Origin of the sequence: Streptomyces sp. NPDC006997, from assembly GCF_040635175.1 — a bacterium.
GTDB lineage: Bacteria > Actinomycetota > Actinomycetes > Streptomycetales > Streptomycetaceae > Streptomyces.
Genome location: NZ_JBEYHH010000030.1, coordinates 56,137 through 81,600 on the forward strand (window position 1 = coordinate 56,137; position 25,464 = coordinate 81,600).

Sequence of the window (25,464 nt, forward strand, 5' to 3'; positions counted from 1 at the left end):
GTCCCGCCGGGCCGCGCACCCGCCCCCGCGCCGGCAGCCGCGCCGCGCACCTGTCCCCCGCGCCGGGCACCCGTCCCCGGCGCCGGCAGCCGCGCCGGGCACCCGTCAACGCCGCCCCGCCTGCCGTTAGGGCACCCGCACCACCAACGCCGTAGCCACGGCCATCAGCCCCTCCCCCCGCCCGGGGAAGCCCAGTCCGTCCGTCGTGGCCCCGGACACGGACACCGCCGCCCCCACCGCCTCGGACAACACCTTCTCCGCCTCCCCCCGCCGCTTGCCGATCTTCGGCCGCGCGCCGACCACCTGCACCGCGACGTTCCCGATCCGGAACCCCGCCGCCCGCACGATCCGAGCCGCCTCGGTCAGCAGGACCACCCCGGACGCCCCGGCCCACTCGGGCCGCCCGGTGCCGAAGTGCTGGCCGAGGTCCCCAAGCCCCGCCGCGGAGAACAGCGCGTTGCACGCGGCGTGGGCGACGACGTCCGCGTCGGAGTGCCCGGCGAGCCCGTCCCCCTCGCCCTCCCACCTCAGCCCGGCGCACCACAGCTCACGCCCCGCCTCGAAGGCGTGGATGTCCGTGCCGATCCCGACCCGCGGCAGCACCACCACCGGCTCAGAACCCATCGTTCAGCCTCCTCCGCGCCAGAACCGCCTCCGCCAGCACCAGGTCCAACGGCCGCGTCACCTTGAACGCCTCCTCGTGCCCGGGTACGACCACCACCGGCAGCCCCACCTGCTCGACCATCCCGGCGTCGTCGGTGACCTCGCCCGTCACGCTCTCGTGCGCCCGCACCAGCGTCTCCCGGTCGAAGCCCTGCGGCGTCTGCACCGCCCGCAGCCGCGCCCGCACCGGAGTGGCGACGACGGGCTCGGCCGTCCCGGGCACCTCGGCGGGCTCGACCTCCTTCACGGTGTCGGCGAGCGGCACCGCGGGCACCACCGCGGGCGCCCCGCCCCGCACCGTCTCAATCACCAGGTCCACGGTGTCCACCGGCACCAGCGGCCGGGCCGCGTCGTGGACCAGCACGATGTCGTAGCCGGGCGGCAGCGCGTCCAGGCCGAGCCTCACGGACTCCTGCCGGGACTGTCCGCCGGGGACGACGAGGACGTCCGTCCGCTCGGGCAGCGCGTGCGCGTCGAGCAGGGACTTGACCTCAGCGGAGCCGTCCGGCGGGGCGACGACCACGACGAGGGACACGGCACGGGAGGCGGCCATGGCCCGCACGGCGTGCACCAGCATCGGGGTGCCGTTCAGCGCGCGGAGCGCCTTCGGGGCGCCCGGACCCAGCCGCACTCCCCGCCCCGCGGCCGGGATCACCGCGGCGGTGCGGGCCTCGGCGCCGAGGGGGTGCGGACGACCGTCTGCGGGGGCCTGCGGACCGGTTCCCGGAGGCGAAGAGAGCGAATCGTCAGACATCGGTTCCTGTCAGGTTTGTGTGCTGGCCTGGCGTGGGTATGGCCTGGGCGTACCCCGTGCTCCTGGAGCGCGGGGAGTGCCGGGCGCGACGCCTTGACCGGACCCTTCCGTGACACTGGTCAAGCCGACTGCCCGAGTCCGGCACACCAAAGTACCGGGAGTACCGGGGTGGGCGGACCGGGAGACAGACGGTCCGGAGACAGACATGCCGCAGCGCCCGGCGACGGAGACAGTTGACCTGTCGTCGTCATCGGGCACCGCGGCATTTCGATGCGCAGAACGTGCGGCGCGCGCGGGAACCATCAGCTCGGTGTGCTGGTTCGGTGTGCGCGGGCTACCTGCCACGCGTCAGGATGCGAGAACCTCGTCGAGCAGGGCCTCGGCCTTGTCCTCGTTGGTGTTCTCCGCGAGCGCGAGTTCGCTGACCAGGATCTGCCGGGCCTTGGCGAGCATCCGCTTCTCACCGGCGGAGAGTCCACGCTCACGCTCGCGACGCCACAGGTCACGCACGACTTCCGCGACCTTGATGACATCGCCGGAGGCGAGCTTCTCCAGATTTGCCTTGTACCGACGCGACCAGTTCGTGGGCTCCTCGGCGTACGGCGCGCGCAGCACCTCGAAGACCCGGTCCAGCCCGTCCTGACCGACCACATCACGTACGCCGACGAACTCCGCATTGTCCGCTGGCACACGTACCGTCAGGTCACCCTGGGCGACCTTCAGCACCAAGTAGGTCTTGTCCACGCCTTTGATCTGGCGAGTTTCGATAGCCTCGATCAGCGCGGCCCCGTGATGGGGATAGACCACGGTGTCGCCAACCTTGAACGTCATGTGACAGGTACCCCTTCCGTGGCTATCCAGGGTAACACGGATACGGCGTCTTCTGAATGGCGTTTTCGCAGGTCAGGGCATATCTCAGGGCTTGACAACAGCGACAGGAACGTGCTTCGCGGCCTCACCGGAACACGGTATTCGCAGGTCGGAGCGGCTCTCCGGGGCACCGGAAACGTATGCGTCACACACCTCCGACACCCCCGCCAAGTGGCCGAACGTCCACATATGTCCGCTTCCAAACGATCGACTTCCGCTACTCCGTTCGGCTCCGGGAGTCGGGTCCAAGGCGATTCCGGAAATTGATCACAGGGTCTTCGTTGATCCGCCACACCGCTTAGAACGGCTTAGCCCGGCGCTTCTCCGGTGATCAATTCCAGCCCGCGGTCACCCGCATTCCGCACCGGGATTTCGCCGCGGATTGACCCACGGGGGTTACGCGTGGCTTACGCACGTCTTACGCGCCGCTTATAGGAATGGCCGACGGGTGACGGGGCGGAAGTCGGTTCCGCGGTCACCACGCGCACCGTCGACCGCGCGGGCCGGCACCGTCACCGACGACGCGCGGACCGGGACACCCCGTAGGGAGGGTCGGGTGCGGCGGCCGGGGGACGGATCGGTAACCTGGGGCCGCTGACAGATCCTTAGGGTGGCTTAACAAGGACAGCCGCCCCTGCGTTCAAGGAGTTGCCGCCGCCGTGAGCAGCAGCCTTCGACGCGGCGCCCTCGCCGCCTCCGCCATCGCGTTCTCGATCGCCTCGCTCGCCGCATGCGGCGCCGGCAACAGCTCCCAGATCCTGGGGATCAAGCCGGACAACGCGGCCACGAGCGTCGGGGACATCAAGATCCAGAACGCCGTCGTCATCACCCAGCCGGAGGCGGAGGCGACCGGTCCCGCCGTCATCTCGGCCACCGTCTTCAACAGCGGCTCCGGTGCCCAGACCCTGGACTCGATCACTCTGGACGGCGCCAGCGGCTCGGTGGAGCTGACGCCCGCGCAGGGCAAGGGCCAGCTGACCGTCCCGGCCGGCGGCTCGGTCGTCATCGGCGGTGAGGGCAACGCCTCGGCGGTCCTCTCCGACGGCGCCAGCCTCACCGACGGCGACGCACACAAGGTCACCTTCACGTTCAGCAAGACCGGCGAGGTGGCGCTGGACGCCTTCATCGTGCCGTCCGAGGGCTACTACGAGAAGTGGGGCCCGAGCGCGACCGCCGCGGCGCCGGAGGCCGAGGAGTCCGCGGAGTCGCCGGAGGCCACCGCGTCCGAGTCCGCGTCCGAGTCCGCGTCGGAGTCGGGGTCGGAGTCCGGCGAGGAGGCCACCTCGCCGGAGTCGAGCGCCCCCGCCGAGGGCGGCGAGGCCAGCGAAGAGGCCAGCGGCCACTGAGCACCGTAGGACGGGTAGACGCACGACGAAGGGCGGGACCTCACCGGAGGTCCCGCCCTTCGTGTGTCCGGGGTTTACGGCTCGAACTTGTAGCCGAGGCCGCGGACCGTGACCAGGTAGCGCGGGGCGCCGGGGTCGGGCTCGATCTTGGCGCGCAGGCGCTTGACGTGGACGTCGAGGGTCTTGGTGTCACCGACGTAGTCGGCGCCCCAGACGCGGTCGATGAGCTGCATCCGGGTCAGGACGCGGCCCGCGTTGCGCAGCAGCATCTCCAGCAGGTCGAACTCCTTCAGCGGCAGGTCGACCTTGGTGCCGCCGACGGTGACCACGTGCCGGTCGACGTCCATGCGGACCGGACCGGCCTCCAGGGCGGCCGGGGTCACCTCCTCCGGCTCGCCGCGGCGGCGCAGCACGGCGCGGATGCGGGCGACCAGTTCCCGCGAGGAGAACGGCTTGGTGACGTAGTCGTCGGCTCCTATCTCCAGCCCGACGACCTTGTCGATCTCACTGTCCTTGGCGGTCACCATGATCACGGGAACGTTGGAGCGGCCGCGAAGCTGACGGCACACCTCGGTGCCCGGGAGGCCGGGCAGCATCAGGTCGAGGAGGACGAGGTCGGCGCCGTTGCGCTCGAACTCGTCGAGTCCGTCGGGCCCGGTGGTCGCGACCGCGACCTCGAAGCCCTCCTTGCGGAGCATGTACGACAGGGCGTCGGAGAAGGACTCCTCGTCCTCGACGACGAGCACACGGGTCACGGATGGACCTCCGGAGCGGGAAGTGTTGCGTAAGTTGTTGAGTCAGGGGACGGTGATCGGGAGCCCGCGGACTGCCCGGCGTCGTCGTCCTCGTCGTCGACGGCGGGGTGCTGGTGGGCCCGGTCGCGGGCGGCGCCCGCCTCCGGCAGCCGCAGGGTGAACGTGGAGCCCTGTCCCTCGGAGCTCCACACCGTGACCTCCCCGCCGTGCGAGGCGGCCACGTGCTTGACGATCGCCAGCCCGAGCCCCGTACCACCGGTGGCGCGGGAGCGGGCGGGGTCGACGCGGTAGAAGCGCTCGAAGATGCGCTCCTTGTCCTTGTCGGAGATGCCGATGCCCTGGTCGGTGACGGCGACCTCGATCATGTCACCACCGGCCGCGGCGACCCGGCGGGCGGCGATGCCGACGCGGGTGTGGGCGGGTGAGTAGTTGACGGCGTTCTCCACGAGGTTGCCGAGCGCGGCGGCGAGCTGGCCGCGGTGGCCCCAGACGTGCAGGTCGGCGGTGCCTCCGGTGGCCATGGTGATCTGCTTGTTGGAGGCGGTGTGGCGGCAGCGGTCGATGGCCTCGACGACGAGTTCGTCGACCCGGACCGGTTCGGCGTCGTCCAGCGGGTCGTCGTTCTGCACGCGGGAGAGGTCGATCAGCTCCTGCACCAGGTTGGTGAGCCGGGTGGCCTCTATCTGCATCCGCCCGGCGAACCGTTCCACCGCCTCGGGGTCGTCGGAGGCGTCCATGACCGCCTCGGAGAGCAGGGAGAGCGCGCCGACCGGGGTCTTCAGTTCGTGGCTGACGTTGGCGACGAAGTCGCGGCGGACCGCCTCTATGCGGCGGGCCTCGGTGAGGTCCTCGACGAGCAGCAGGACCAGGCGGGAGCCGAGCGGGGCGACGCGGGCGGAGACGGCGAGGGCCTCGCCGCGGCCGGTGCCGCGCCGGGGCAGGTCCAGTTCGACCTGCCGTATCTCGCCGTCGCGCCGGGTGTCGCGGGCCATCTGGAGCATCGGTTCGACGGCCAGCCTGCCGCCGCGGACCAGCCCGAGGGCGTACGCCGCCGAGCTGGCCTTGACGACGGCGTCCGCCTCGTCGAGGACGACGGCGGAGGAACGCAGCACCGACAGCACGGTGTCCACGCCCGGCGGGAGCACCGGGTCGGTGTGCAGGGAGGTCCGGGTGGGGCGCTTGAGGTCGCGTTCGCTCCAGCGGAACGCCAGCATGGCGATCACGCCGGTGAGCACCCCGGCGATCGCTGCCGCTGCGGCGACCGCCGCGTTCACGTCCATGTCTCCAGGTTAGGCATGTCGTGCGCGGTGCCCACAGGCATCCGAGCACCAGCTCGAACACTCGTCGCCCAGAGTTCACCTTGGAGCCAGGGGTGGTTCATTTGGGAGGGCGGAAACGGACGCGTTCGGGTCGGAACGTGGGAGCGTGGGGGCAGCGGCGCCGGTTTCACCATGGGCTTTGCGGCTCATGGGTAGGTCTGGGGCCGGGTCGGTCCCGGAACTCCGGGTCCGGCCGGATCACCCTTCGGACCCCTTCCGGAACTCCTCGGAACCCTTCCGGGACCCTTCCGGGATCTCTGCCGGGCCTCCTGTCCGGGGCTTGGAGGAGTGCCGGAAGGGGTCCGAAACCACCCGAAAGAGACGCACGACCACGAGAGGAACCCTGATGCGGGACGCGTACCACGAGGAACTGGACTCGATCGGCGACGGCCTGGTCGAAATGGCCCGGCTGGTCGGGTCGGCGATCGGGCGCGCCACCACGGCCATCCTCGACTCCGACCTGAAGCTGGCCGAGAGCGTGATCGAGGCCGACAAGCGGGTCGACGAACTCCAGCACGAGCTGGAGGCCCGGGCGATCGCGCTGCTGGCGCGGCAGCAGCCGGTGGCGACGGACCTGCGGATAGTCGTGACCTCGCTGCGGATGTCCGCGGACCTGGAGCGCTCCGGCGACCTGGCGCAGCACGTCGCCAAGCTGGCGCGGCTGCGGTTCCCGGAACGGGCCGTCCCGCACGACCTGCACGCGACCATCCTGGAGATGGGCCAGCTCGCCCAGCGGCTGATGGCGAAGGCGGCCGAGGTCATCGTCACCAAGGACGTCGACCTGGCGCTCCAGCTGGAGCAGGACGACGACGCGATGGACCTGCTGCACCGCACCCTGTTCCAGCACCTGATCGACGAGCGCTGGAAGCACGGCATCGAGACGGCCGTCGACGTGACCCTGCTGGGCCGCTACTACGAGCGCTTCGCCGACCACGCGGTGTCGGTCGCCAAGCGGGTCGTCTTCCTGGTGACGGGCGAGCACGCGGACGAGTTGCAGTCGGAGACGCAGCCGGAGATCCAGGCCATGCCGGGGGTGGAGGAGGGCTGAGCGGGGAGTCCTCGGGAACGAGGGGCGGCGTCGGGTGGGCGCCGGGTCGGCGTCGGGTCGGCGTCGGGTGGGCGCCGGGTCGGCGCCGGGGCGGCGCCGGGTCGGCGCCGGGGCGCGGGTTCGCCACCGTGCGCCGTTGATGCGCCCAGGGGAACGGGCATGGAATGGGCAAGGCACCGGCGCCGTACGGGCCAGGTGCAGGTACCGGCAGCGTCCTCCAGGAGGGACCGACCATGCCCGACTCCCCCGCCACCCAGTCCGCCCCGACCCCCGACCCGACCCAGCAGCAGCCGACCGAGCAGCCGGTGGAGGTGCGGGCCCTACCCCTCGTCGCCGCCTGCGGCTGCGGTTCGGGCTGCGGCTGCGGCTGCCAGTCGGGCGGCCCCTGCCAGTGCGGCTGACAGGCGCGACGACCGGGCGCAGCATGGAAGGTGAGATCCGTACCAGGACGGAGGGAGGCATGACGTCATGCCCCAGTTCATGGACGTCCACCACGGTATGAAGGGCATCACCGCCGAGCAGCTGCGCGAGGCCCACAAGCAGGACCTGGCCGTCGAGAGGGAGGAAGGCGTCCACTTCGAACGCGCCTGGGCCGACCCGGAGTCGGGCACGGTCTACTGCCTCTCCGCGGCCCCGTCGGCGGACGCGGTCCGGCGCGCCCACGAACGCGCGGGGCACCTGACGGACGAGGTACATCCGGTGCCGCTGTCGATCTGACGCCCGCGTCGCCCCGGGCGGCAGCGGCCGTCGCCGCCCACCGCGCCGGGGCTCACCGCAAGGTCCGACCAGCTCTCCCGCGGATCCCGCTGGAGGAACCACAGCGGGGTCAGCCAATTCCCGACGCCCTCGACCTGCTCGACGCGCGGCGCATGTCGTCCATTCCCCCGGACCCTTCGGCCGCCGACGTGCCCCGCGGGTGAACGCTCCAGCGGCCGCACACCGGCTCCAGAGGCACTCCTCGTCGGCAGGACCGTGCCCGGAACGTTCTTGGTCGGGCCCTCCGACCGCAGGACCCGGAGGGCTGAGGGCCCAGAGTGGTCCCAGCGCGTGAAAACGCCTCCCGCCCGCGCCGTACGCGCAGGTGGGAGGCATGATCACAGACTCTACTTCTTCTTGCCCTGGTTCTTGACCGCCTCGATCGCCGCCGCCGCCGCGTCCGGGTCGAGGTAGGTGCCGCCCGGGTTGAGGGGCTTGAAGTCGGCGTCCAGGTCGTAGGAGAGCGGGATGCCGGTCGGGATGTTCAGGCCCGCGATGTCGGCGTCCGAGATGCCGTCGAGGTGCTTGACCAGGGCGCGGAGGCTGTTGCCGTGGGCGGCGACGAGGACCACGCGGCCGGTGAGGAGGTCGGGGACGATGGCGTCGAACCAGTAGGGGAGCATCCGGACGACGACGTCCTTCAGGCACTCCGTGCGGGGGCGCAGCTCCGGCGGGAGGGTCGCGTAGCGCGGGTCGGAGAACTGGGAGTACTCGGCGTCGTTGTCGAGGGGCGGCGGCGGGGTGTCGTAGGAGCGGCGCCACAGCATGAACTGCTCCTCGCCGAACTCGGCGAGGGTCTGGGCCTTGTCCTTGCCCTGGAGGGCGCCGTAGTGGCGCTCGTTCAGGCGCCAGCTGCGGTGGACGGGGATCCAGTGGCGGTCGGCGGCCTCCAGGGCGAGCTGCGCGGTGCGGATGGCGCGCTTCTGGAGGGAGGTGTGGACCACGTCGGGCAGCAGGCCGGCGTCCTTGAGCAGCTCACCGCCGCGGACTGCCTCCTTCTCGCCCTTCTCGTTGAGGTTGACGTCCACCCAGCCGGTGAACAGGTTCTTCGCGTTCCATTCGCTCTCGCCGTGGCGGAGGAGGATCAGCTTGTACGGTGCGTCGGCCATGGGCCCGAGCGTAATCGAACCGGGTGATCGATCGCGCGTTCGGAGAGCGGTAGCGGAGGGCGGTACGGGGTGTGGGGGGCGTCGGCCCGTCGGGGGCGTTAATCGGTGGCTGGGCGCCGAGGCACCGACGTAAGGTGTGCCTGCGAGCCGAGCCGCTTACTTACTGACACCTGTGGGGGACCCCTCAATGCCGCCTGCCGCCCTCAGACGTGCCCTGTCAGAGACCGTCTCGGGGCTTCCCCGCGCGTTCTGGTGGCTGTGGACGAGCACCCTGATCAACCGGCTCGGCGCGTTCGTGGCGACGTTCATGGCGCTGTACCTGACCCTCGACCGCGGCTACTCCGCCTCGTACGCCGGTCTCGTCGCGGCGTTGCACGGGCTGGGCGGGGTGGTGGCGTCGCTGGGGGCCGGGGTGCTGACCGACCGGCTCGGGCGGCGGCCGACGCTGCTGGTCGCACAGACCTCGACCGCGGTGTCCGTGGCGGCGCTCGGGTTCGTGCGGGACCCGGTCTCGATCGCGGGCGTCGCGTTCCTCGTCGGTGCCGCGTCCAGCGCCTCGCGGCCCGCCGTGCAGGCGATGATGGCCGACATCGTGCGGCCCGAGGACCGGGTGCGGGCCTTCTCGCTCAACTACTGGGCGATCAACCTCGGCTTCGCCGTCTCCGCCATGGCCGCCGGGTTCATCGCGGAGAGCAGTTACCTCGCCGGGTTCCTGATCGAGGCCGCCATGACCCTCGCGTGCGCCGTGGTCGTCTTCCTCAAGCTGCCCGAGTCGCGGCCGGAGCAGGCCGCGAAGGCCGCCGCAGACGCGTCGCCCGTCGGGCTCGGGACCGTGCTGCGGGACGGGCGGTTCATGGGGGTCGTGGGGCTCTCCTTCCTCGTCGCGCTGATCTTCCAGCAGGGGGCGGTGGCGCTGCCCGTGGCCATGGGGCAGGCCGGGTTCTCGCCCGCCGACTACGGCATGGTGATCGCCGTCAACGGGGTGCTGATCGTCGCGCTCCAGATCCCCGTCACCCGGGTCATCGAACACCGGGACCCGCGGCGGCTGCTCGTGGTGTCGTCGCTGCTCGCCGGGTACGGGTTCGGGCTCACCGCGTTCGCCGGTTCGGTCGGCGTGATCGCGCTCACGGTGTGCGTGTGGACCCTCGCCGAGATCGTGAACGCGCCGACGCAGACCGGTCTCGTCGTACGGCTCTCCCCCGTGCACGGGCGGGGCCGCTACCAGGGCATGTACACGATGTCCTGGTCCGTCGCCGCGCTGGTCGCGCCGCTGATGTCCGGTTTCGTCATCGACCGGTACGGCGCCGAGTGGCTGTGGGGGCTGTCCGCGGTCATCGGGACCGTCGCCGGGGTCGGGTACGCGACGTTGATGCGGCGGCTGCCGGCGGAGACGGCGGTGGCGGTCGAGCCCGTCGCCGCCGAGCGGACCGCCTCCAGCGCCGCCTGACCGCCGCTCACGGGTGCATCCGCGCGCCCCTGACCGCCTTGTCCACCGCGTTGCGCGGGCCGTACACGGCGAGGCCCACCAGGTCCAGGTCGACGGTCGGTACGGCCCGTACCGCGGCCCGGTTGGCGGCGTCGTGGCCGGTGGCGAACAGGTCGGAGGTGAAGACCGCGCGGGGCAGGGCGCGGGCCAGCACGCGCGCGTGGGCCGTCGTCAGCGTCTCCTTCGTGGCCTCGAAGACCAGCACCGGCTGCCGGAACATCGGCAGGTACGGCACGGCGTCGGCGTCCTCGTACGGCTCCCCGACCACCTCGGGCACGGCTGTGCCGAGGCCGCTGACCAGGAAGGCGGTGACGTTCAGGCGCTGCCAGGGCTCCAGGTCGTCGCGGAGCAGGATGGCGATCTTGGTGTCGAAGCGGGTGCTCATGGGGTGAGACTGCCGACCGCCGCCGCGCCCCGTCTTGTACGTTCTTTGCATGGCCGCCGCCCAGGAGTCCGCGTCCGCCTGGCGCCCCGGGATCCCCGGCGTCGTGGAGGTCTTCCACGCCCGCTTCACCGAGTACGCCTACCCGATGCACGTCCATGACGCCTGGACGCTGCTGATCGTCGACGCTGGCGCCGTACGGTACGACCTCGACCGGCACGAGCACGGCACCCCGCACGACAGCGTGACCCTGCTGCCCCCGCACGTCCCGCACAACGGCTCCGCCGCCACCGCGGACGGCTTCCGCAAGCGCGTGCTGTACCTGGACGCCTCGCGGCTCGGGGAGGAGCTGATCGGTCCGGCGGTCGACGCGCCCGACCTGCGGGATCCGCTGCTGCGGCGCCGGGTCGGGCAGTTGCACGGCGTGCTCACGCGGGCCGGTGACGAACTGGAGGCGGCCAGCAGGCTGACGCTGGTCGGGGAGCGGCTGCGGGCCCATCTGCGGCCCCGGGCGGCCGGGCGACCACCCGCGCGGGATCCCGTCCTCGCCCGGCGGCTGCGCGAACTGCTCGACGAGCGCGTCGTCGAGGGCGTGGCGCTGGAGGACGCCGCCGCGCTCCTCCAGGCCCACCCCGCCCATCTCGTACGGGCGTTCAGCGCCGCTTACGGCATCGCGCCGCACCAGTACCTGATGTCCCGCCGCGTCGAGCGCGCCCGGCGGCTGCTGCTGGACGGGCGGTCGCCGGGGGAGGTCGCGGTCAGCGCCGGGTTCTACGACCAGTCGCACCTCACGCGGCACTTCCGGAGGCTGGTGGGGGTGACTCCGGGGCGTTACCGGCTGTCGGCCGCGGCTCCTCCCTGAGGAGGAGGACGGACGGTTACTTCTCCGGGCGCCGCGTCAGGTGCGCGAACGCGTCCAGGTTGCGGGTCGGTTCGCCCCGGGAGACGCGCCACGCGTACTCCTTGCGGATGGCGGTGGCGAAGCCCAGTTCCAGGAGGGTGTTGAAGCTGCCGTCGGCGGCCTCCAGGACCTGGCCGAGGAGACGGTCGATCTCGTCGGCGGTGACGGCGGCCAGCGGGAGCTTGCCGGTGACGTAGACGTCGCCGAGCGGGTCGACGGCGTAACTGACGCCGTAGAGCTTGAGGTTGCGTTCCAGGAGCCAGCGGTGGACGCCGGGTTCGTTCTCGTCGGGGTGGCGGATGACGAAGGCGTTCAGGGACAGGGAGTGGCGGCCGACGATCAGGGAGACGGTCGTGGACAGCTTGCGGGTGCCGGGGAGCTTGACCACGTAGTGGCCGGGCTCCGGGCTCTCCCACTCCAGTTCGGCGTCCTTGAGGACGTCCTCGACGGTCCGTGCCGCCGCGCCGTGCGGTTCACCCATGGTGCGAGCGTACGCGACGCCGGTGGGTGTGCAGGGCGGCCGTGTAGACGTCCGCCGTGGCCGCCGCCGCGGTGTCCCAGCCGAAGCGGCGGGCGTGCCGGGCGGCGGCCTCGCCCATCCGGTGCGTCAGCTCCGGCGCCTCGGCGAAGTCGCGCAGCACGCGCGCGTACGCCGCTGGGTCGTGCCCCTGGACGAGGAAGCCGGTCTCCCCGTCGCGTACGGCGACCGGGAGGCCGCCGACCGCCGCCGCGAGGACCGGGGTGCCCGCCGCCTGCGCCTCTATGGCGACCAGGCCGAAGGACTCGCTGTAGGACGGCATCACGAGGACGGAGGCCGCGCGGAACCAGTCCGCGAGCTGCTCCTGGCCGACCGGCGGCCGGAACCGTACGACGTCCGCGATGCCGAGCCGCGCGGCGAGCTTCTGGAGCCCCTCGGGCTTGGCGAGGCCGCTGCCGCTGGGGCCGCCGACGACGGGTACGACGAGCCGGGAGCGCAGTTCGGGGCGCTGGTCGAGGAGGACGGCGATCGCGCGCAGCAGCACGTCCGGGGCCTTCAGGGGCTGGATGCGGCCCGCGAAGAGCGGGATCAGGGCCTCCTGGGGCAGGCCGAGGCGGGCACGGGCGGCGGCGCGGCCGTCCGCGGGGCGGAAGCGGTCGAGGTTGACGCCGGGGTGGACCACGGCGACCTTGGCCGGGTCGGCCGCGTAGTGCCGTACCAGCTCGGCGGCTTCCTCGGCGGTGTTCGCGATGAGCCGGTCGGCGGCGTTGACGATCTGGGTCTCGCCGATGACGCGGGCGGCGGGCTCGGGGGTGTCGCCGTCGGCCAGGTTGGCGTTCTTGACCTTGGCCATGGTGTGCATGGCGTGTACCAGGGGCACGCCCCAGCGCTGGGCGGCGAGCCAGCCGACGTGGCCGGAGAGCCAGTAGTGGGAGTGGACCAGGTCGTAGTGGCCGGGGCGGTGGCCCGCCCACGCCTGCATCACGCCGTGGGTGAAGGCGCAGAGCTGCGCGGGCAGTTCCTCCTTGGCGAGGCCCTCGTAGGGGCCCGCGTCGACGTGCCGGACGAGGACGCCGGGGCCGATCTCCACGGTGGGCGGGAGGGCGCCCGTGGTGGCCCGGGTGAAGATCTCCACCTCGATGTTGAGGGCGGCGAGGCGCTGGGCGAGTTCGACGATGTAGACGTTCATGCCGCCCGCGTCGCCGGTGCCGGGCTGGTGGAGCGGGGAGGTGTGCACGGAGAGCATCGCCACCCGGCGTGGGCGGCGGTGCCCGAGCCGGAGCCGCGGGGAGGTCGCCGGGGAACGGCGACCGAGCCTGCTGACGTATTGGCTCACGTGCCGGTCCTCCTCGCCGTGGGCATGACTGCCGGGAGGGGCCCGGGGGCCCTCCGAAGGAGGCAACACCGGAGGGGTTCGTTCCATTTCCGGTGATCGCTCCTTTGCCGAAGCATTACCGTTCTTCGCTCAACCGTTCGAGTGTGAGGTGCGTCTCCGGGCCGCGCGCACACCGCGGCGGCGTCCGCGCCGCGACCGCCGCGGGTTCCCGTGCCGTGCGCCCGCATACCCTCGACGTATGACAGCCCGCGCCACGACCCGCCCCCTCGGCACGGTGACGCGCGGGACCACCAACCCGAACCGGCTGCGCCGCATGGACCGCTGGATCGCCGCCGTACACGGGGCCGAGCTGCGCCGCGCCGCCGACCCGGTGGCCGTCGACCTCGGCTACGGCGCCGCCCCCTGGACCGCCGTCGAACTGCTCACCCGGCTGCGCACGACCGCGCCCCACGCGCGCGTGGTCGGCGTCGAGATCGACCCGGCCCGGGTCGCGGCGGCCCTGCCGTACGAGCGGGACGGCCTCGCCTTCCGGCACGGCGGCTTCGAGATCCCCGTACCCGGCAGGCCGCTGCTGATCCGCGCGGCCAACGTGCTCCGCCAGTACGACGAGGCCGAGGTCGCCGCCGTCTGGCAGCGGCTGTGCGCGCGGCTCGCGCCGGGCGACCCGTCGACGGGGGCGCGGGGCGGGCTGCTGGTCGAGGGGACCTGCGACGAGATCGGCCGACGGCACGTGTGGGTCGCGCTGGGGCCCGAAGGGCCGCGCACCGTCACCTTCGCGACCCGGCTGGGCTCGCTGGAGCGGCCCTCCGACCTCGCCGAGCGGCTGCCGAAGGCGCTCATCCACCGCAATGTGCCGGGCGAACCGGTGCACGCGTTCCTCCGGGACTTCGACCGCGCCTGGGCCGCCGCCGCGCCCTACGCCTCCTACGGCGCCCGCCAGCGCTGGCTGCGGGCGGTACGGGACCTGGGCGCCGACTGGCCGGTCGTGGACGGGCCGGGGCGGTGGCGGCAGGGGGAAGTGACCGTGCGGTGGGCGGCGTTGGCGCCGAAGTCCTGACCTGGCCCCGGGTCTCGGCCCTGGTCCTGGTCCCGGTCCTGGTCCCGGTCCTGGCCTTGATCCCGGCCTTGATCCCGGCCTTGGTCCCGGTCTTGGTCCCGGTCTTGGTCCGGCCCTTCGGGAACGATCTCCGGCCGTCGTTCGTCGCAAAGGGTGAGGTGTTGGTCACAGGGGTGCGGGGATCGTCGTAGACCGGAGGGAGTGAGGGGAGGGAGTCACCACCTCTGTCGTTTTGCGGCGTGGCATGGCACGATCCCCCAGACGTCCGTAAGTTACTGACGGTTAACCAGTTGGGGGGCAGTGGGATGGGAACGGGCAAGCGTGGCCTGCTCACGGCAGCCGTGACCGTGGTCTGCGCGGTCACCGTACTCGCGGCGGCACCCGGTACGGCGTTCGCGGACCCGGCCCCCACCGCGAGCGGCTCGGCCGCCCCCACCGTCCCGACCGCTCCGACTCCGCCGCCGAGCAGGGACCTTGAGCAGGTCCGCCAGCGGCTCGACACCCTCTACCACGAGGCCGCCGTCGCCACCGACGCCTACAACGCCGCGGAGGAGATGGCCGAGCAGCAGTCCGCGGAGATCGTGAAGCTGGCCAAGCGGATCGTCCAGGGCGAGAAGAGACTGGACGAGCTGAAGGACCGCGCGGGCGCCGCGGCCCGCGCCCAGTACCGTACCGGCGGGCTGCCGCCCGAGGCCCAGCTGATGCTGAGCGACGACCCGCAGCAGTTCCTCAACGGCTCGGGCCGCATCCTGCAGGGCGAGCGCGCCACCAAGCACGTCCTGAGCGAACTGACCCGCACCCAGCAGGACTTGGAGCAGTACGCGGCGGACGCCTCCACCCAGTGGAGGAAACTGGAGTCCAACCGCAAGGCGAAGGCCACCGCCAAGAAGAAGATCAAGAAGCGGATCGCGGCGGCGGAGAAGCTGGAGTCCGAGCTGGAGCAGGAGGAGAAGGAGCGCCTGGCCCGGCTGGAGCAGGAGGCCGCCCGCAAGGCGCAGAACGCCTGGCTCAGCTCCGGCATCCTGGACACCCTCGACACCGAGGCGACCGGCCAGGGCAAGAAAGCCGTCGAGTACGCCACGGCCCAGATCGGCAAACCGTACGAGTGGGGCGCCGAGGGGCCGACGTCGTACGACTGCTCCGGACTGACCTCACAGGCGTGGGCGACCGCGGGCGCGCCGATCCCGCGCACCTCCCAGCAACAGTGGAAGCAGCTCAGGCGCGTCGCCGTCGAGGACATGCGCCCCGGCGACCTCGTCATCTACTTCGACGACGCCAGCCACGTCGGCCTCTACGTCGGCGACGGCGCCATCGTGCACGCCCCGCGCCCGGGGCGGGCGGTGACGGTGGCGGGGGCCGGGTCGATGCCGATACTCGGGGTGGTCCGGCCTACGACGGAGTCCCGGCCGACGACGGAGTCCCGGCCGACGACGGAGTGAGGTCTGTGGACCGGGTCACGTGACCCACTCCACGGCGGACAACCTCCCCCCGCCTACCCCGACGTGACCTTCGTCATCCCAGGCCACGCGGCACCCTGTCCAACTGCGGTAGGGAACGCGGCATATGACAGTGGCTTCCTGCCGGGCGACGTGCCTCACACCATTCCGCTGCGGCGCCGACACCCGCTATGGTCCCCGTCGGTAGGTCGATCTCCCTCGCCCTGCCACGCCCTCGGGGGGAGGGAAGGAACCCAAGCCAATGCCCGTACCCGTACCGCGGCAGAGAGCGATCCCGGCCGTGGAGAGTGGTCAGGCGTCGCAGCCCGCGCCCGCAGTCGGCGGCCCCACCGGCGCCAAGGCCGACACCGAGGCCCCGCGCAAGGAAGACACGGTCGCCACCCACACGGTCGGAAACCACACGACTCCCACAAGCACCACGCTCACCCTGCTGCTCATCGAGGACGACCCGGGCGGCTCGACGATCGTGCCCGAGCTGCTGGACTCCTCCGGCAAGCCGATCCGGGTCCGCACCGCCCGCAACCTCACCGAGGCCGAGCGGCTGCTCACCGACGACGTCCACTGCATCCTGCTGGACCTCGCGCTGCCCACGCCGGGCCGCGCCGGTGACGGCGACGAGGACGAGCTGGCCCCGCTCAAGCACGTACTGGAGCTGGCCCCCCGGCACGCCGTGCTCGCCCTGACCGCCTCCGGCGACGCCGAGCGCGGCGCGGAGGCCGTACGCGTGGGCGCCCAGGACTACCTCTTCCGCGATGAGCTGGACGGACGGCTGCTGAGCCGGGCAATCCGGTACGCGGTGGAGCGGAAACGTTCCGACACGGCGGAGCGGCGGCTGGCCGAGGGCAAGCTGCGCGCCCAGGAGAACGCCCGCCTGGAACGCGGTCTGCTCCCCACGCCCCTCCTGGACGGCTCCTCGCTGCGCTTCGCCGCCCGCTACCGCCCCGGCCGCTCCCGGGCGCTGCTCGGCGGCGACTTCTACGACACCGTCCGCACCCCCGACGGCACCGTGCACGCCATGATCGGCGACGTCTGCGGCCACGGCCCCGACGAGGCGGCGCTCGGCGTGGAGCTACGGATCGCCTGGCGGGCGCTGACCCTGGCCGGGCTCTGCGGGGACCAGTTGCTGAGCACCCTCCAGCAGGTCCTGGAGCACGAACGCGCCGACGAGGAGATCTTCGCGACGCTGTGCACGGTGGACATCGCCCCCGACGGCCGCCGCGCGGGCCTGTACCTCGCCGGTCACCCGTCCCCGCTGATCGCCCGCCCCGGCCGACGGCCCCAGCTGCTCCCCTACGACAACAACGGCCCCGCCCTCGGCCTGCTGCCGGGTGCCCGCTGGCCGCGTATGGAGGTGGAGCTGGGCGCCGAGTGGAGCCTGATGCTCTACACGGACGGTCTGATCGAGGGCCGCGTCGGCGAGGACGGCGAACGGCTCGGGCAGGACGGCATGGTCGAGATGATCCGCCGCCAGCTGTCCCAGGGCCTGCGCGGAGAGCAACTGCTGCGGGCCGCGGTGAGCGAGGTCCGGGAACTCAACGGCGGCGAACTGACCGATGACGTGGCGGTGCTGCTGCTGGACCGGGGTCTGAGGCCCGACGGTCCGGACGGCCCGGGCGCCTGGTGATCCAGGGGGCCTCCGCGGCCCGCCGTGCGTGCGAACCCGACCCGAGGAGGGCTCAGCGACCGCCGTTCCAGGGCCCGTAGGGGCCGTCGCTGCTGGAGCCTCGTCTGCTGTTGCGGCCACCGCCGGGAAGGCTGCGGATGGCCGGGCGGACGTCGACCATGTAGACGATCGTCGCGACGAGACCGATGATCGGCAGCAGCGACAGAAGCGGGAAGAGCAGGGTCACCACGAAGGCGACACCGAGGATGATCAGCCAGAACGGCTTGGTCTTCTTGTCGGCCGCGCGATAGGCGTCCTCACGGCGCGTGGCGGCGTCGATCAGCGCGAAACCGCTGAAAACAGTCAGAGCCAGGCTCAACAGCGACATAAACCCTGCGAAACCCTGCATCAGCACAACGTCCACCACCCGACTCGAGTCGTCCTACGCGGTCACCGTACCCGCCCATCCCGGCCTGCTACCCGAACAACGGGCCGGACACCCCACTAGTGCCCGACCCGTGACTGTTCACCTGTCCGGGTGACGCCGGAGCCTCCGCTATCACTTGGCGGGTGGTGTCGTCTTCTTGGCGGTGGTCTTGCGGGCGGCCGGGGCCTTCCTGGTCGCGGCCTTCTTGGCGGGAGCGTCGGCCTTCACCTCGACGGGCTGGACCTTCGGCTCCACGGGCCTGGCGTCGGGCTCGACGGCCACGGCCAGCTCCTCGATCTCCTCGGCGGCCTCGCCGCGCCACTGCCGCACGGTCTGCTCACCGTGCTCGGCGACCTTTTCGTAGGTCTCCCGGGCCTTCACGGCGTACTCGGCGGCCATGCCGACCCCGCGCAGCGCGAGGTCCTGGGCGTTCTCGCCGAGCTTCTTGAGGTCGGTGTCCAGGGAGCCGAAGAACTCCCCGACCCTGGCCTGCAGGGTCTCCTGCGTCTCCTTGACGCGGTGGCTGGCCTTCTCCTGCACCGCCTTCGGGTCGGTGTTGCGGACGGCCTCGAACCGGGCCGGGGCCTCGGTGCGCAGCTGCTCCACCAGGACCGGGACCTTCCTGGCCTGCTGGAGAGCGAGGTCGGCGGTACCGGCGGCGAAGTAGAGGGGCTTCGGGTCACTCAGGGTCTTACGCAGATCGTCGGCCATGGCCATGGTGAAGATCCTCCTGGATCGGTTTCGTACGGTTCACTGCGGATTCGCACCATTGTCACGAACCCCGGCGCGCCCCGTACTGAGGGTTTGCTGGTCTGCCGCGGTAGCCGCCCGCCCGATGCCCATCGGTCGTCGCTCCCTCCCGGATCAACCGGTCGTGGGCTCCCGCGGCCCGGCATCGCCGCCGATATCACCGCCGCCGTCACCGACGGCGACCTCGAACCCGTTCTCCTTGCGGAAGGACTCGTAGATCTGGAGCAGCACCTGCTTCTGCCGCTCGTTCAGCGTGGGGTCGGCGAGGATGACGGCACGCGTCTCCACCTCGTCCCGGTCCCGCTCGGCGTCGAGGATGCCCGCCCGTACGTACAGCGTCTCCGCGGAGATCCGCAGCGCCTTGGCGACCTGCTGCAACACCTCCGCGCTCGGCTTGCGCAGCCCACGCTCGATCTGACTGAGGTACGGATTGGACACCCCGGCGGCGTCGGCGAGCTGCCTGAGCGACAGCTGCGCGTTACGCCGCTGCTCACGCAGGTACTCACCGAGATTGCCGACGTTGAGCGATGCCATACGTCCAGCTTGCCCCACCCCTGCTAACTTTTGCAAGCGCCCGCTTGCAAAAGTTACCCAGGGGGTGCGGGCGTGATGAGCCTGAGCACGGAACTTGCTGTCCGTTCCCAGTAGATGCGGCGAGTCTTCAACGGGCTCATTCCTGCGGGACGGCACCGGGCGCAAGCACCGCGCCCCGCCGCAGCCGCGGCTCCGGACGACGGGCGCAGCCGGTGAACCGGTCGTGGAAGGAGGCACCGGCATCCGCGACACCGTCGCCGCCGGTTGCACGGACGAGGCCACCAACACGCAGCCCAAGCGGCGCGCGGCTGGCGGTCAGCACTGACCGGCAGCTCGTCCCGGGAGCCAGGCGGACTGTCTCCTCGGCCACAGGCCCCACGCCTCGCCATGAGTTGCCTCACGTTGAGCGGGGCGGGGCGGGACGGGACGGGTCCGGAGCCGGACCGTTGCCCCGCCCCACGCCGACTACCCGCGAGCCGTGAAGTCAGTGGTCGCCGGCCCACCCGGCGACGAGACTCCCGGTGTGACGCTTCACGAGAACGAGATCCCGGTCGACGAGACGCTGGTGCGGTCGCTGCTGACGGCACAGCGCCCGGAGTGGGCCGCGCTGCCGCTGGCGCCCGCGGGCGCGGGTACGGACAACACCATGTACCGGCTGGGCGACGACCTGCTCGTGCGACTCCCGCGAACCGCCGACAACGGGCAGTCCGTGCGGAAGGAACAGGAATGGCTTCCTCGCCTGGCGGCCCACCTCCCCTGTCCCATTCCCGAACCCGTCCACGCCGGGACGCCGACCGACGCCTTCCCCGTCGTCTGGTCCGTCTACCGCTGGATCGACGGCGCCGAAGCCGGTCCTGACACCGTCCGGGACTGGGCCGCCTTCGGCGCCGACCTGGCAGCGGTCGTGAGGGAACTCCACCGCGCCGACCTCATGGGGGCGACCCGCGCGGACGGCCTCGCCTGGTACCGCGGGGGCGGCCTGAGGCCATGCGACCAGTGGATCAGCGGGTGTTTCGACGACTGCCGGACCACGGTGGGTTCCGAGCTGGACGTCGACGCCCTGGAACGGTTGTGGCGAGCCGCGCTCGAACTGCCCGAGCCCACCGGACCTCACGTGTGGCTCCACGGCGACCTCAAGCCGACCAACCTCCTGGTCCGGGAGGGCAAGCTGCACGCGGTGATCGACTTCGGCGGGCTCTCGGTCGGCTTCCCCGACGCCGAACACGCCACCGTCTGGGACTTCCCGCCGGGAGCCCGGCGCGCCTACTGGGACACCCTCGGCCTCGACGGCCTGACCTGGGCACGCGCCCGCGCCTGGGCCATCGCGGTGGGCGTCAGCGGGATCTCGTACTACTGGCGCACCTTCCCCGCCTTCGTCGCCGAATGCCAGGCCCGCCTCCAGACGATCCTCACGGACGCGGCCACGCCCTGAGTGGGCTCTCCGGCCTCGTCTTCCCGAACCCTCGCGACACGCCCACACCGGGGACGAACTGGCCGTCAGGCACGACTGCCTCATCGCCACCCGCCCGCGACCAGCCGTCCTCCGTCGGTCAGTCCGCCGTGGCGGGTCGCGTGGCGGTCGCACGGAAGTCCTCGTTCCTCGTGAGCGCCGCCAGGGTCAGGGTCACCGCTACGGAGCCAGCCGCCATCACCGTGATCGCCGTCGCGGGGGACGTGAGTTGGGCGACCGTGCCCGCGACCGCCGCGCCGACGCCCTGCATGGCGGCCATGCCGGTGGTGTGGAGGCCGAGGGCCTGGCCGGTGAGGTCGTCGGGGGTGAGGGACATCAGGCGTTCCTGGAGGACCAGGCTCGCCGCGAAGCCGACCGAGGCGACCATGGCGGCCACCGCCGACACCGCCACGCCGGGCCGCAGGACGAAGAACAGGTACGGCACCGCCAGCAGCAGCCGCAGCGGCGTCGCCAGCCGGGGACGCCACGCGGGCGGTATCAGACGGCCCACCGCCAGGTCACCCGCGAACATGCCCAACGCACCGCACGCGTACAGCGTGCCCGCGGAGTCGGGGGCGTAGGAGACGTAGAGCGAGTCGCCGCCGACCACCAGACCGTTGGGCACCCACAGGCCCAGGTAGGTCAGGCGGCGGGAACGGGAGGACCACAGGACGGCGTTGGTGCGCCAGGTCGCCGCCACGGACGGGCGGCCGGAGGAGCGGGGCGGGCGGGCCGTGAGGCCCAGGCGGGTGACGAGGGCGGAGGCCGCGTACAGGCCCGCCGCCAGGAGCAGACAGGTCCGTGGGGACAGCAGCACCAGCAGCGCGCCGCCCGTCGCGAACCCGGTCACCTGCGTCAGGCCCCAGAGCATGTTGTAGACGGAACGGCCCAGGACGTAGCCGTCCTTGGTGAGGATCTCGTTGAGCAGCCCGCCGCGCACTCCGCCGCCCAGCGACGCGACCAGGCCCTGGAGGAGTACGACGACGAAGACCGCCCAGACCGGGAGTCCCGGCAGTGCGAGCACCGCCGTCGCCGCCGCGAACGCGAGGGAGAGGCCGGTGAGGATCGCCCGCGGGGCCAGCCGGTCGGCGGCCGAGAGCAACAACGCCGCCCCCGCCAGCATGGCCAGGTGCGGCCCGAACATGCTCAGCGCCGTCAGGAGCGGGGACCCGGTGGCCCGGAACACCAGGGTGCCGAGGGCCAGGGAGCCGATCGTCTGGGCGGCGGCGGAGACGGTGAAGGAGAGCAGGAACGGGGTGAACTCCGGCGTACGGAGGAGGGAGCGGTAGCTGCGCATGGGTGCAGTCTGGGAGTGCGCCCGGGACTCACGCGCGGATTTTCGCCTCGGGGGAGCCGCTCACGCGGGACGGCGCACTCCGTACCGGAAGGCAGCTCACGCCGTGTCGGGGAGCCGCGCGCGACACAGCGCACGCCGTACAAGGAAGCCACCCACACGGGACGGCGCACGCCGTACCAGCAAGCCACCCACACGACACAGCGCACTCCGTACCGGAAAGCCCCGCGCGGGACAGCGGACGCCGTGTGTGGCGGGGCCGCCCCACGGCTGCCCCGCCACACACGGCGTCCGCCCTCCCCCGCGGTTCAGTGCCGCTTCGTCGTCGTGCTGTTGAAGAGGGACCGGGACCACAGGTAGCCCGTCGCGGCGATGGCGGCGCACCAGGCGAGCGAGATCCAGCCGTTGTCGCCGATCTCCGAGCCGGAGAGCAGGCCGCGCAGGGTCTCGGTCATCGGGGTGAAGGGCTGGTTCTCGGCGAACCAGCGCAGGCCGGGGGACATCGACTCGGCCGGTACGAACGCGGAGCCCAGGAACGGCAGGAACTGGATCAGCAGCGGCTTGTTGCTCGCGGACTCGACGGTCTTGGAGATCAGGCCGAGCGCCGCGGACAGCCAGGTCACCGCGAACGCGATGGCCGTGAGGAACCCGGCGGCGGCCAGCCACTCCAGCGGGCTCGCGTCCGACCGGAAGCCGACGGCGAGCGCGACGCCGACGACCAGGACCGCGCACACCATCGTCTGGATGACGCTGCCGACGACATGGCCGGTCATGAACGAGGAGCGGGTGATGTTCATGGTGCGGAAGCGGTTGACGATGCCCTCGGTCATGTCCGAGCAGATCGCGATCGAGGTCGACATCGACCCGGCGGCCACGCCCATGATGATGATGCCGGGGGTCAGGTACTCCAGGTACGCGTCCCGGCCGCCGCCCATCCCGGCGCCGATCGAGTCCCCGAAGGCGTACACGAACAGCAGCAGCATCAGGATCGGCGTCAGGGCGCTGCCGAACCCGACGGCCGGGTAGCGGATCGCGTGCCGGAGGTTGCGCCGCAGCATCGTCGCGGAGTCGTGCACGGCGTAGGTGAGGGTGCTCATCGCGAGGTCTCCTTGGCGGTGAGAGGGCCGGCGTTCGTGCCGTGGCCGGTCAGGGCCAGGAACACGTCGTCGAGGTCGGGGGTGTGCACGGAGAGGCCGGCGGCCCGGACGCCCGCCGCGTCGAGCCGGTCGAGCAGGGCGCGCAGGGCCCCGAGGTCGCCGTCGCCCGCGACGCGCAGGGCGAGGTTCTCGTCGTCGCGGGCCGCGTCGGGAAGGGCGGCGACCGCGTGCTCGTACGCGGCGGAGTCGGTGAGCCGGAGCCGTACGTGGCTGCCGGGGATCCGCGCCTTGAGTTCGTCGGCGGTGCCCTCGGCGACGATCCGGCCGCCGTCGAGGACGGCGACGCGGTCGGCGAGCTGGTCGGCCTCCTCCAGGTACTGCGTGGTGAGGAAGACCGTCGTACCGCCCGCGACCAGCGACCGCACCGTCTCCCACATGGTGCGGCGGCTCCGGGGGTCGAGCCCGGTCGTCGGCTCGTCCAGGAAGATCACCTGGGGGTCGCCGACGAGGGTCATCGCGAGGTCGAGCCGCCGCCGCATACCGCCGGAGAAGGTCGCGGCGCGCTGGTGGGCGACGTCCGCGATGTCGAACCGTTCCAGCAGTCGGCGGGCCCGGGAGCGGCCCTCGCGCTTGCCGAGGCGGAGCAGGTCGGCCATGAGGACGAGGTTCTCCTCGGCGGTGAGCAGGTCGTCGAGCGCGGAGAACTGGCCGGTGACGCCGATCGCGGCGCGTACGCGGTCCGGTGCCGTGGCGATGTCGTGGCCCGCGACCTGGGCCTGTCCGCCGTCGGCCGCGATGAGCGTGGACAGGATCTGCACGGTGGTGGTCTTGCCCGCGCCGTTCGGGCCGAGCAGCGCGAAGACGGTGCCCGCGGGGATGCGCAGGTCGACGCCGTCGAGCACGGTCTTGTCGCCGTACGACTTGCGGAGACCGAGCGCGGAGACGGCGGCGCGGGGCCGGGAGTCGTCGCCGCCCTGTCCCGGGAGCGGAAGGGCACGGTTAGACATGGGCATGTCAGAAGAAGGCATGGCGCTCTCCCTTTCGGGGGCGGGTGTCGGAGGAGGAGTGGGGGGCGGGGTCAGACCTTGGCGCGGCGCACGTCGATGTTGCCGTAGCGGGTGCGGGCGCGGACCCGGACGGCGTCCTCGGCCTGCTCCGGCGGCGTGGACGAGGCGAGCGTGTTGCGCACCTGCCCGTGCTCGGAACTGACGTCGAGCCAGGCGGCGGTGCCCTCGCGGACGCCGACCTCGATGGCGCCGTAGGACGTCTCCAGCTGGGCCGTGCCGCGGGCGATGTCGGCGACGCGCAGGGTGCCGTGGGCGGTGGTGGCCACGACCGAGCTCTCGGCGCGCGCGATGTCGATGTCCCCGTTGGCCCCGCTGACCCGCAGGTCGCCGGTGGCGGCGCCGACGGTCGTGGAGCCGTGCGAGTTCTTCAGGACGGCTGGGCCGTCGACCCTGCCGACCCGCAGGCTGCCGGAGCTGGTGGTGACCTCGGCCATGCCCTCGACCCGGTCGACGGTGATCGAGCCGTGCGAGGCGGTCAGCTGGAGCGGGCCGGTCGCGTCGAGGCGGACGTCGCCGGACGAGGTCTTGACGCGAACATCCCCGAGCCGGCCCTCGCCGAGGACCTGGGCCCAGGCGCCGGTCATGTCGACGCGCGAGCCGGTGGGCAGTTCGACGGTGATGTCCACGGTGCCGGTGCGGCCGATGAGGTTGCGCTGCTTGGGCGTCCTGACGGTCAGGACGCCGTTCGCGAACGTCACCTCGGTCTGCTCGGCCGTCCGGACGTCCGGGTCCCGCTTCGGGTCGCGGGGCCGTACGTCGACGACCGTGTCGAGCCGGTCGTCCGCGGTGAACCGGATGGAACCGGCGGAGACGTGCGCGGTGACGGAGATCGCGGCGGGAGTGTCGAAAGAAGGCATGGCTGTACCGTCCTCGTGAGCCTTGGAGTCCGCCCCTTACAGGGACGTGAGGTGGGTGAAGTGACCTGGGGAGGCGGGTGCGGCTAGCGCACCCAGCCCGTGAAGCTCTGTCCGATGGTGCGGGTCTTCTCCGGCGTACGGGGCTGGCCGCCGCCGTCGACCGCGGCCGACACGGCCCGTACGAGCCAGGCGTTGACGGAGAGTCCCTCGCGGCTCGCGGCCTCCTCGGCGCGGGCCTTGAGGTGGGCGGGCAGCCGCAGGTTGACGCGGGCGGTGCCGCCCTCGTCGCCCTCGGCGGGCGCCTGCGTCCTGAACGGTTCGGCGGGCGCCTCCGTGGGACTGCCGCCGGCGGGTGGCGGGGTCACGACGAAGTCGGGGTCGAGACCGCGCAGCCTTACGTCGACGGAGCCGGGGGCGAGTTCGCGGGTGATCTCGTCCATCGCGGCGGAGAGCACGTTGAGCAGGGTCAGCCGGGTCGCCGACTCCAGCGGCGCGGTGAGCCGCTCGGCCAGCTCGCGAGCGTCTTCACCGCCCGCCTCGGCGGCCACCGCGAGTTCGCGTCGCAGGGTGTCGACATACGGGGTGAGGTCCATGGGCGTTATCTTGGCACCACAATGGCGCCATACGCAACCCCGAGTGGCGCCACATACGCGACGCGATGGCACCAC

The 25,464-nt window shown here is 72.1% G+C and carries 27 protein-coding genes; 10 read left to right on the top strand and 17 right to left on the bottom strand.

Going from position 1 to position 25,464, the window contains the following annotated elements; all coding sequences use genetic code 11:
* Nucleotides 1–126: 126 nt before the first annotated feature.
* The 3 genes from ispF to ABZ659_RS26675 form a co-directional block, all read right to left on the bottom strand.
* The gene (ispF, locus tag ABZ659_RS26665) at nt 127–624 is read right to left on the bottom strand and encodes a 2-C-methyl-D-erythritol 2,4-cyclodiphosphate synthase (RefSeq protein WP_360224664.1); all 498 of its coding nucleotides are present in this window, start codon (nt 622–624) and stop codon (nt 127–129) included.
* Nucleotides 614–1,417, bottom strand: a complete 804-nt coding sequence (gene ispD / locus ABZ659_RS26670) for a 2-C-methyl-D-erythritol 4-phosphate cytidylyltransferase (RefSeq protein ID WP_360224666.1) — start codon at nt 1,415–1,417, stop codon at nt 614–616. The genes ispF and ispD overlap by 11 nt, the downstream gene beginning before the upstream one ends.
* Nucleotides 1,418–1,765: 348 nt before the next feature.
* Nucleotides 1,766–2,248, bottom strand: a complete 483-nt coding sequence (locus tag ABZ659_RS26675) for a CarD family transcriptional regulator (RefSeq protein ID WP_003953493.1) — start codon at nt 2,246–2,248, stop codon at nt 1,766–1,768.
* A gap of 698 nt (nt 2,249–2,946) precedes the next feature.
* Between ABZ659_RS26675 and ABZ659_RS26680 the strand changes: the two genes are divergently transcribed.
* Entirely contained in the window at nt 2,947–3,633 is a 687-nt protein-coding gene (locus ABZ659_RS26680) for a DUF461 domain-containing protein (protein ID WP_360224668.1), read from the top strand.
* A gap of 74 nt (nt 3,634–3,707) precedes the next feature.
* Here ABZ659_RS26680 and ABZ659_RS26685 read toward each other — a convergent pair whose 3' ends face one another.
* Together ABZ659_RS26685 and ABZ659_RS26690 are read right to left on the bottom strand one after the other, a co-directional pair.
* A complete protein-coding gene (locus ABZ659_RS26685; protein ID WP_004929857.1) occupies nt 3,708–4,388 on the bottom strand; it encodes a response regulator transcription factor in 681 nt (226 codons plus the stop codon).
* Nucleotides 4,385–5,668, bottom strand: a complete 1,284-nt coding sequence (locus ABZ659_RS26690; RefSeq protein WP_360224670.1) for an ATP-binding protein — start codon at nt 5,666–5,668, stop codon at nt 4,385–4,387. The genes ABZ659_RS26685 and ABZ659_RS26690 overlap by 4 nt, the downstream gene beginning before the upstream one ends.
* A 385-nt stretch (nt 5,669–6,053) precedes the next feature.
* Here ABZ659_RS26690 and phoU point away from each other — a divergent pair, with 385 nt between their 5' ends.
* The 3 genes from phoU (at nt 6,054) to ABZ659_RS26705 (ending at nt 7,472) form a co-directional block, all read left to right on the top strand.
* Nucleotides 6,054–6,755 carry a phosphate signaling complex protein PhoU gene (gene phoU, locus ABZ659_RS26695; protein WP_360224672.1) on the top strand — a complete coding sequence of 234 codons (702 nt, stop codon included), beginning with the start codon at nt 6,054–6,056 and terminating at the stop codon, nt 6,753–6,755.
* A 233-nt stretch (nt 6,756–6,988) separates the two neighbouring features.
* Nucleotides 6,989–7,156: a hypothetical protein gene (locus tag ABZ659_RS26700; RefSeq protein WP_360224674.1), complete on the top strand. Its 168-nt coding sequence runs from the start codon at nt 6,989–6,991 to the stop codon at nt 7,154–7,156.
* A 67-nt stretch (nt 7,157–7,223) separates the two neighbouring features.
* Nucleotides 7,224–7,472 carry an SCO4226 family nickel-binding protein gene (locus tag ABZ659_RS26705; RefSeq protein WP_360224676.1) on the top strand — a complete coding sequence of 83 codons (249 nt, stop codon included), beginning with the start codon at nt 7,224–7,226 and terminating at the stop codon, nt 7,470–7,472.
* Nucleotides 7,473–7,858: 386 nt separating this feature from the next.
* Here the strand turns inward: ABZ659_RS26705 and ABZ659_RS26710 are convergent, their stop codons facing one another.
* A complete protein-coding gene (locus ABZ659_RS26710) occupies nt 7,859–8,620 on the bottom strand; it encodes a phosphoglyceromutase (protein WP_360224678.1) in 762 nt (253 codons plus the stop codon).
* Nucleotides 8,621–8,807: 187 nt separating this feature from the next.
* Between ABZ659_RS26710 and ABZ659_RS26715 the strand changes: the two genes are divergently transcribed.
* Entirely contained in the window at nt 8,808–10,067 is a 1,260-nt protein-coding gene (locus ABZ659_RS26715; RefSeq protein ID WP_360224680.1) for an MFS transporter, read from the top strand.
* Nucleotides 10,068–10,074: 7 nt separating this feature from the next.
* On the opposite strand, the gene ABZ659_RS26720 is transcribed toward ABZ659_RS26715, so the two are convergent.
* Nucleotides 10,075–10,542 carry a DUF2000 domain-containing protein gene (locus ABZ659_RS26720; protein WP_360224682.1) on the bottom strand — a complete coding sequence of 156 codons (468 nt, stop codon included), beginning with the start codon at nt 10,540–10,542 and terminating at the stop codon, nt 10,075–10,077.
* Between ABZ659_RS26720 and ABZ659_RS26725 the strand changes: the two genes are divergently transcribed.
* Nucleotides 10,541–11,350, top strand: a complete 810-nt coding sequence (locus tag ABZ659_RS26725) for an AraC family transcriptional regulator (RefSeq protein ID WP_360224684.1) — start codon at nt 10,541–10,543, stop codon at nt 11,348–11,350. The two genes, ABZ659_RS26720 and ABZ659_RS26725, sit on opposite strands and share 2 nt — an antisense overlap.
* Nucleotides 11,351–11,366: 16 nt before the next feature.
* Here ABZ659_RS26725 and ABZ659_RS26730 read toward each other — a convergent pair whose 3' ends face one another.
* Together ABZ659_RS26730 and mshA are read right to left on the bottom strand one after the other, a co-directional pair.
* The gene (locus ABZ659_RS26730) at nt 11,367–11,870 is read right to left on the bottom strand and encodes a YbjN domain-containing protein (protein WP_360224686.1); all 504 of its coding nucleotides are present in this window, start codon (nt 11,868–11,870) and stop codon (nt 11,367–11,369) included.
* Nucleotides 11,863–13,203 (bottom strand): D-inositol-3-phosphate glycosyltransferase, encoded by a 1,341-nt coding sequence (mshA, locus tag ABZ659_RS26735; protein WP_360224688.1) that lies wholly within the window; start codon nt 13,201–13,203, stop codon nt 11,863–11,865. The genes ABZ659_RS26730 and mshA overlap by 8 nt, the downstream gene beginning before the upstream one ends.
* Nucleotides 13,204–13,441: 238 nt before the next feature.
* On the opposite strand from mshA, the gene ABZ659_RS26740 reads away from it, so the two are divergent.
* The 3 genes from ABZ659_RS26740 to ABZ659_RS26750 all read left to right on the top strand — a co-directional run bounded on the left by ABZ659_RS26740 (nt 13,442) and on the right by ABZ659_RS26750 (nt 17,341).
* The gene (locus ABZ659_RS26740; RefSeq protein WP_360224690.1) at nt 13,442–14,260 is read left to right on the top strand and encodes a class I SAM-dependent methyltransferase; all 819 of its coding nucleotides are present in this window, start codon (nt 13,442–13,444) and stop codon (nt 14,258–14,260) included.
* A gap of 305 nt (nt 14,261–14,565) precedes the next feature.
* Complete coding sequence (locus tag ABZ659_RS26745; RefSeq protein ID WP_360224692.1) at nt 14,566–15,699, top strand: NlpC/P60 family protein; 1,134 nt, start codon at nt 14,566–14,568, stop codon at nt 15,697–15,699.
* Between the two features lie 259 nt (nt 15,700–15,958).
* The gene (locus ABZ659_RS26750; protein ID WP_360224694.1) at nt 15,959–17,341 is read left to right on the top strand and encodes a fused response regulator/phosphatase; all 1,383 of its coding nucleotides are present in this window, start codon (nt 15,959–15,961) and stop codon (nt 17,339–17,341) included.
* Between the two features lie 52 nt (nt 17,342–17,393).
* On the opposite strand, the gene ABZ659_RS26755 is transcribed toward ABZ659_RS26750, so the two are convergent.
* The 3 genes from ABZ659_RS26755 to ABZ659_RS26765 all read right to left on the bottom strand — a co-directional run bounded on the left by ABZ659_RS26755 (nt 17,394) and on the right by ABZ659_RS26765 (nt 19,031).
* Nucleotides 17,394–17,729: a DUF2516 family protein gene (locus ABZ659_RS26755; RefSeq protein WP_360224750.1), complete on the bottom strand. Its 336-nt coding sequence runs from the start codon at nt 17,727–17,729 to the stop codon at nt 17,394–17,396.
* Between the two features lie 150 nt (nt 17,730–17,879).
* Nucleotides 17,880–18,464, bottom strand: a complete 585-nt coding sequence (locus ABZ659_RS26760; RefSeq protein ID WP_360224696.1) for a hypothetical protein — start codon at nt 18,462–18,464, stop codon at nt 17,880–17,882.
* Between the two features lie 147 nt (nt 18,465–18,611).
* The gene (locus tag ABZ659_RS26765; RefSeq protein ID WP_360224698.1) at nt 18,612–19,031 is read right to left on the bottom strand and encodes a helix-turn-helix transcriptional regulator; all 420 of its coding nucleotides are present in this window, start codon (nt 19,029–19,031) and stop codon (nt 18,612–18,614) included.
* A 523-nt stretch (nt 19,032–19,554) separates the two neighbouring features.
* Between ABZ659_RS26765 and ABZ659_RS26770 the strand changes: the two genes are divergently transcribed.
* Nucleotides 19,555–20,463: an aminoglycoside phosphotransferase family protein gene (locus ABZ659_RS26770; RefSeq protein ID WP_360224700.1), complete on the top strand. Its 909-nt coding sequence runs from the start codon at nt 19,555–19,557 to the stop codon at nt 20,461–20,463.
* Nucleotides 20,464–20,581: 118 nt separating this feature from the next.
* Here ABZ659_RS26770 and ABZ659_RS26775 read toward each other — a convergent pair whose 3' ends face one another.
* The 5 genes from ABZ659_RS26775 to ABZ659_RS26795 form a co-directional block, all read right to left on the bottom strand.
* Entirely contained in the window at nt 20,582–21,778 is a 1,197-nt protein-coding gene (locus ABZ659_RS26775; protein WP_360224702.1) for an MFS transporter, read from the bottom strand.
* A gap of 305 nt (nt 21,779–22,083) precedes the next feature.
* Nucleotides 22,084–22,872: an ABC transporter permease gene (locus tag ABZ659_RS26780; protein WP_360224704.1), complete on the bottom strand. Its 789-nt coding sequence runs from the start codon at nt 22,870–22,872 to the stop codon at nt 22,084–22,086.
* On the bottom strand, nt 22,869–23,879 hold the full coding sequence (locus tag ABZ659_RS26785) for an ATP-binding cassette domain-containing protein (RefSeq protein ID WP_360224706.1): 1,011 nt from the start codon (nt 23,877–23,879) through the stop codon (nt 22,869–22,871). Before ABZ659_RS26785 ends, ABZ659_RS26780 begins: the two co-directional genes overlap by 4 nt.
* Nucleotides 23,880–23,950: 71 nt before the next feature.
* Entirely contained in the window at nt 23,951–24,796 is an 846-nt protein-coding gene (locus tag ABZ659_RS26790) for a DUF4097 family beta strand repeat-containing protein (protein ID WP_360224708.1), read from the bottom strand.
* An 83-nt stretch (nt 24,797–24,879) separates the two neighbouring features.
* On the bottom strand, nt 24,880–25,389 hold the full coding sequence (locus tag ABZ659_RS26795; RefSeq protein WP_360224710.1) for a hypothetical protein: 510 nt from the start codon (nt 25,387–25,389) through the stop codon (nt 24,880–24,882).
* Nucleotides 25,390–25,464 lie beyond the last annotated feature (75 nt).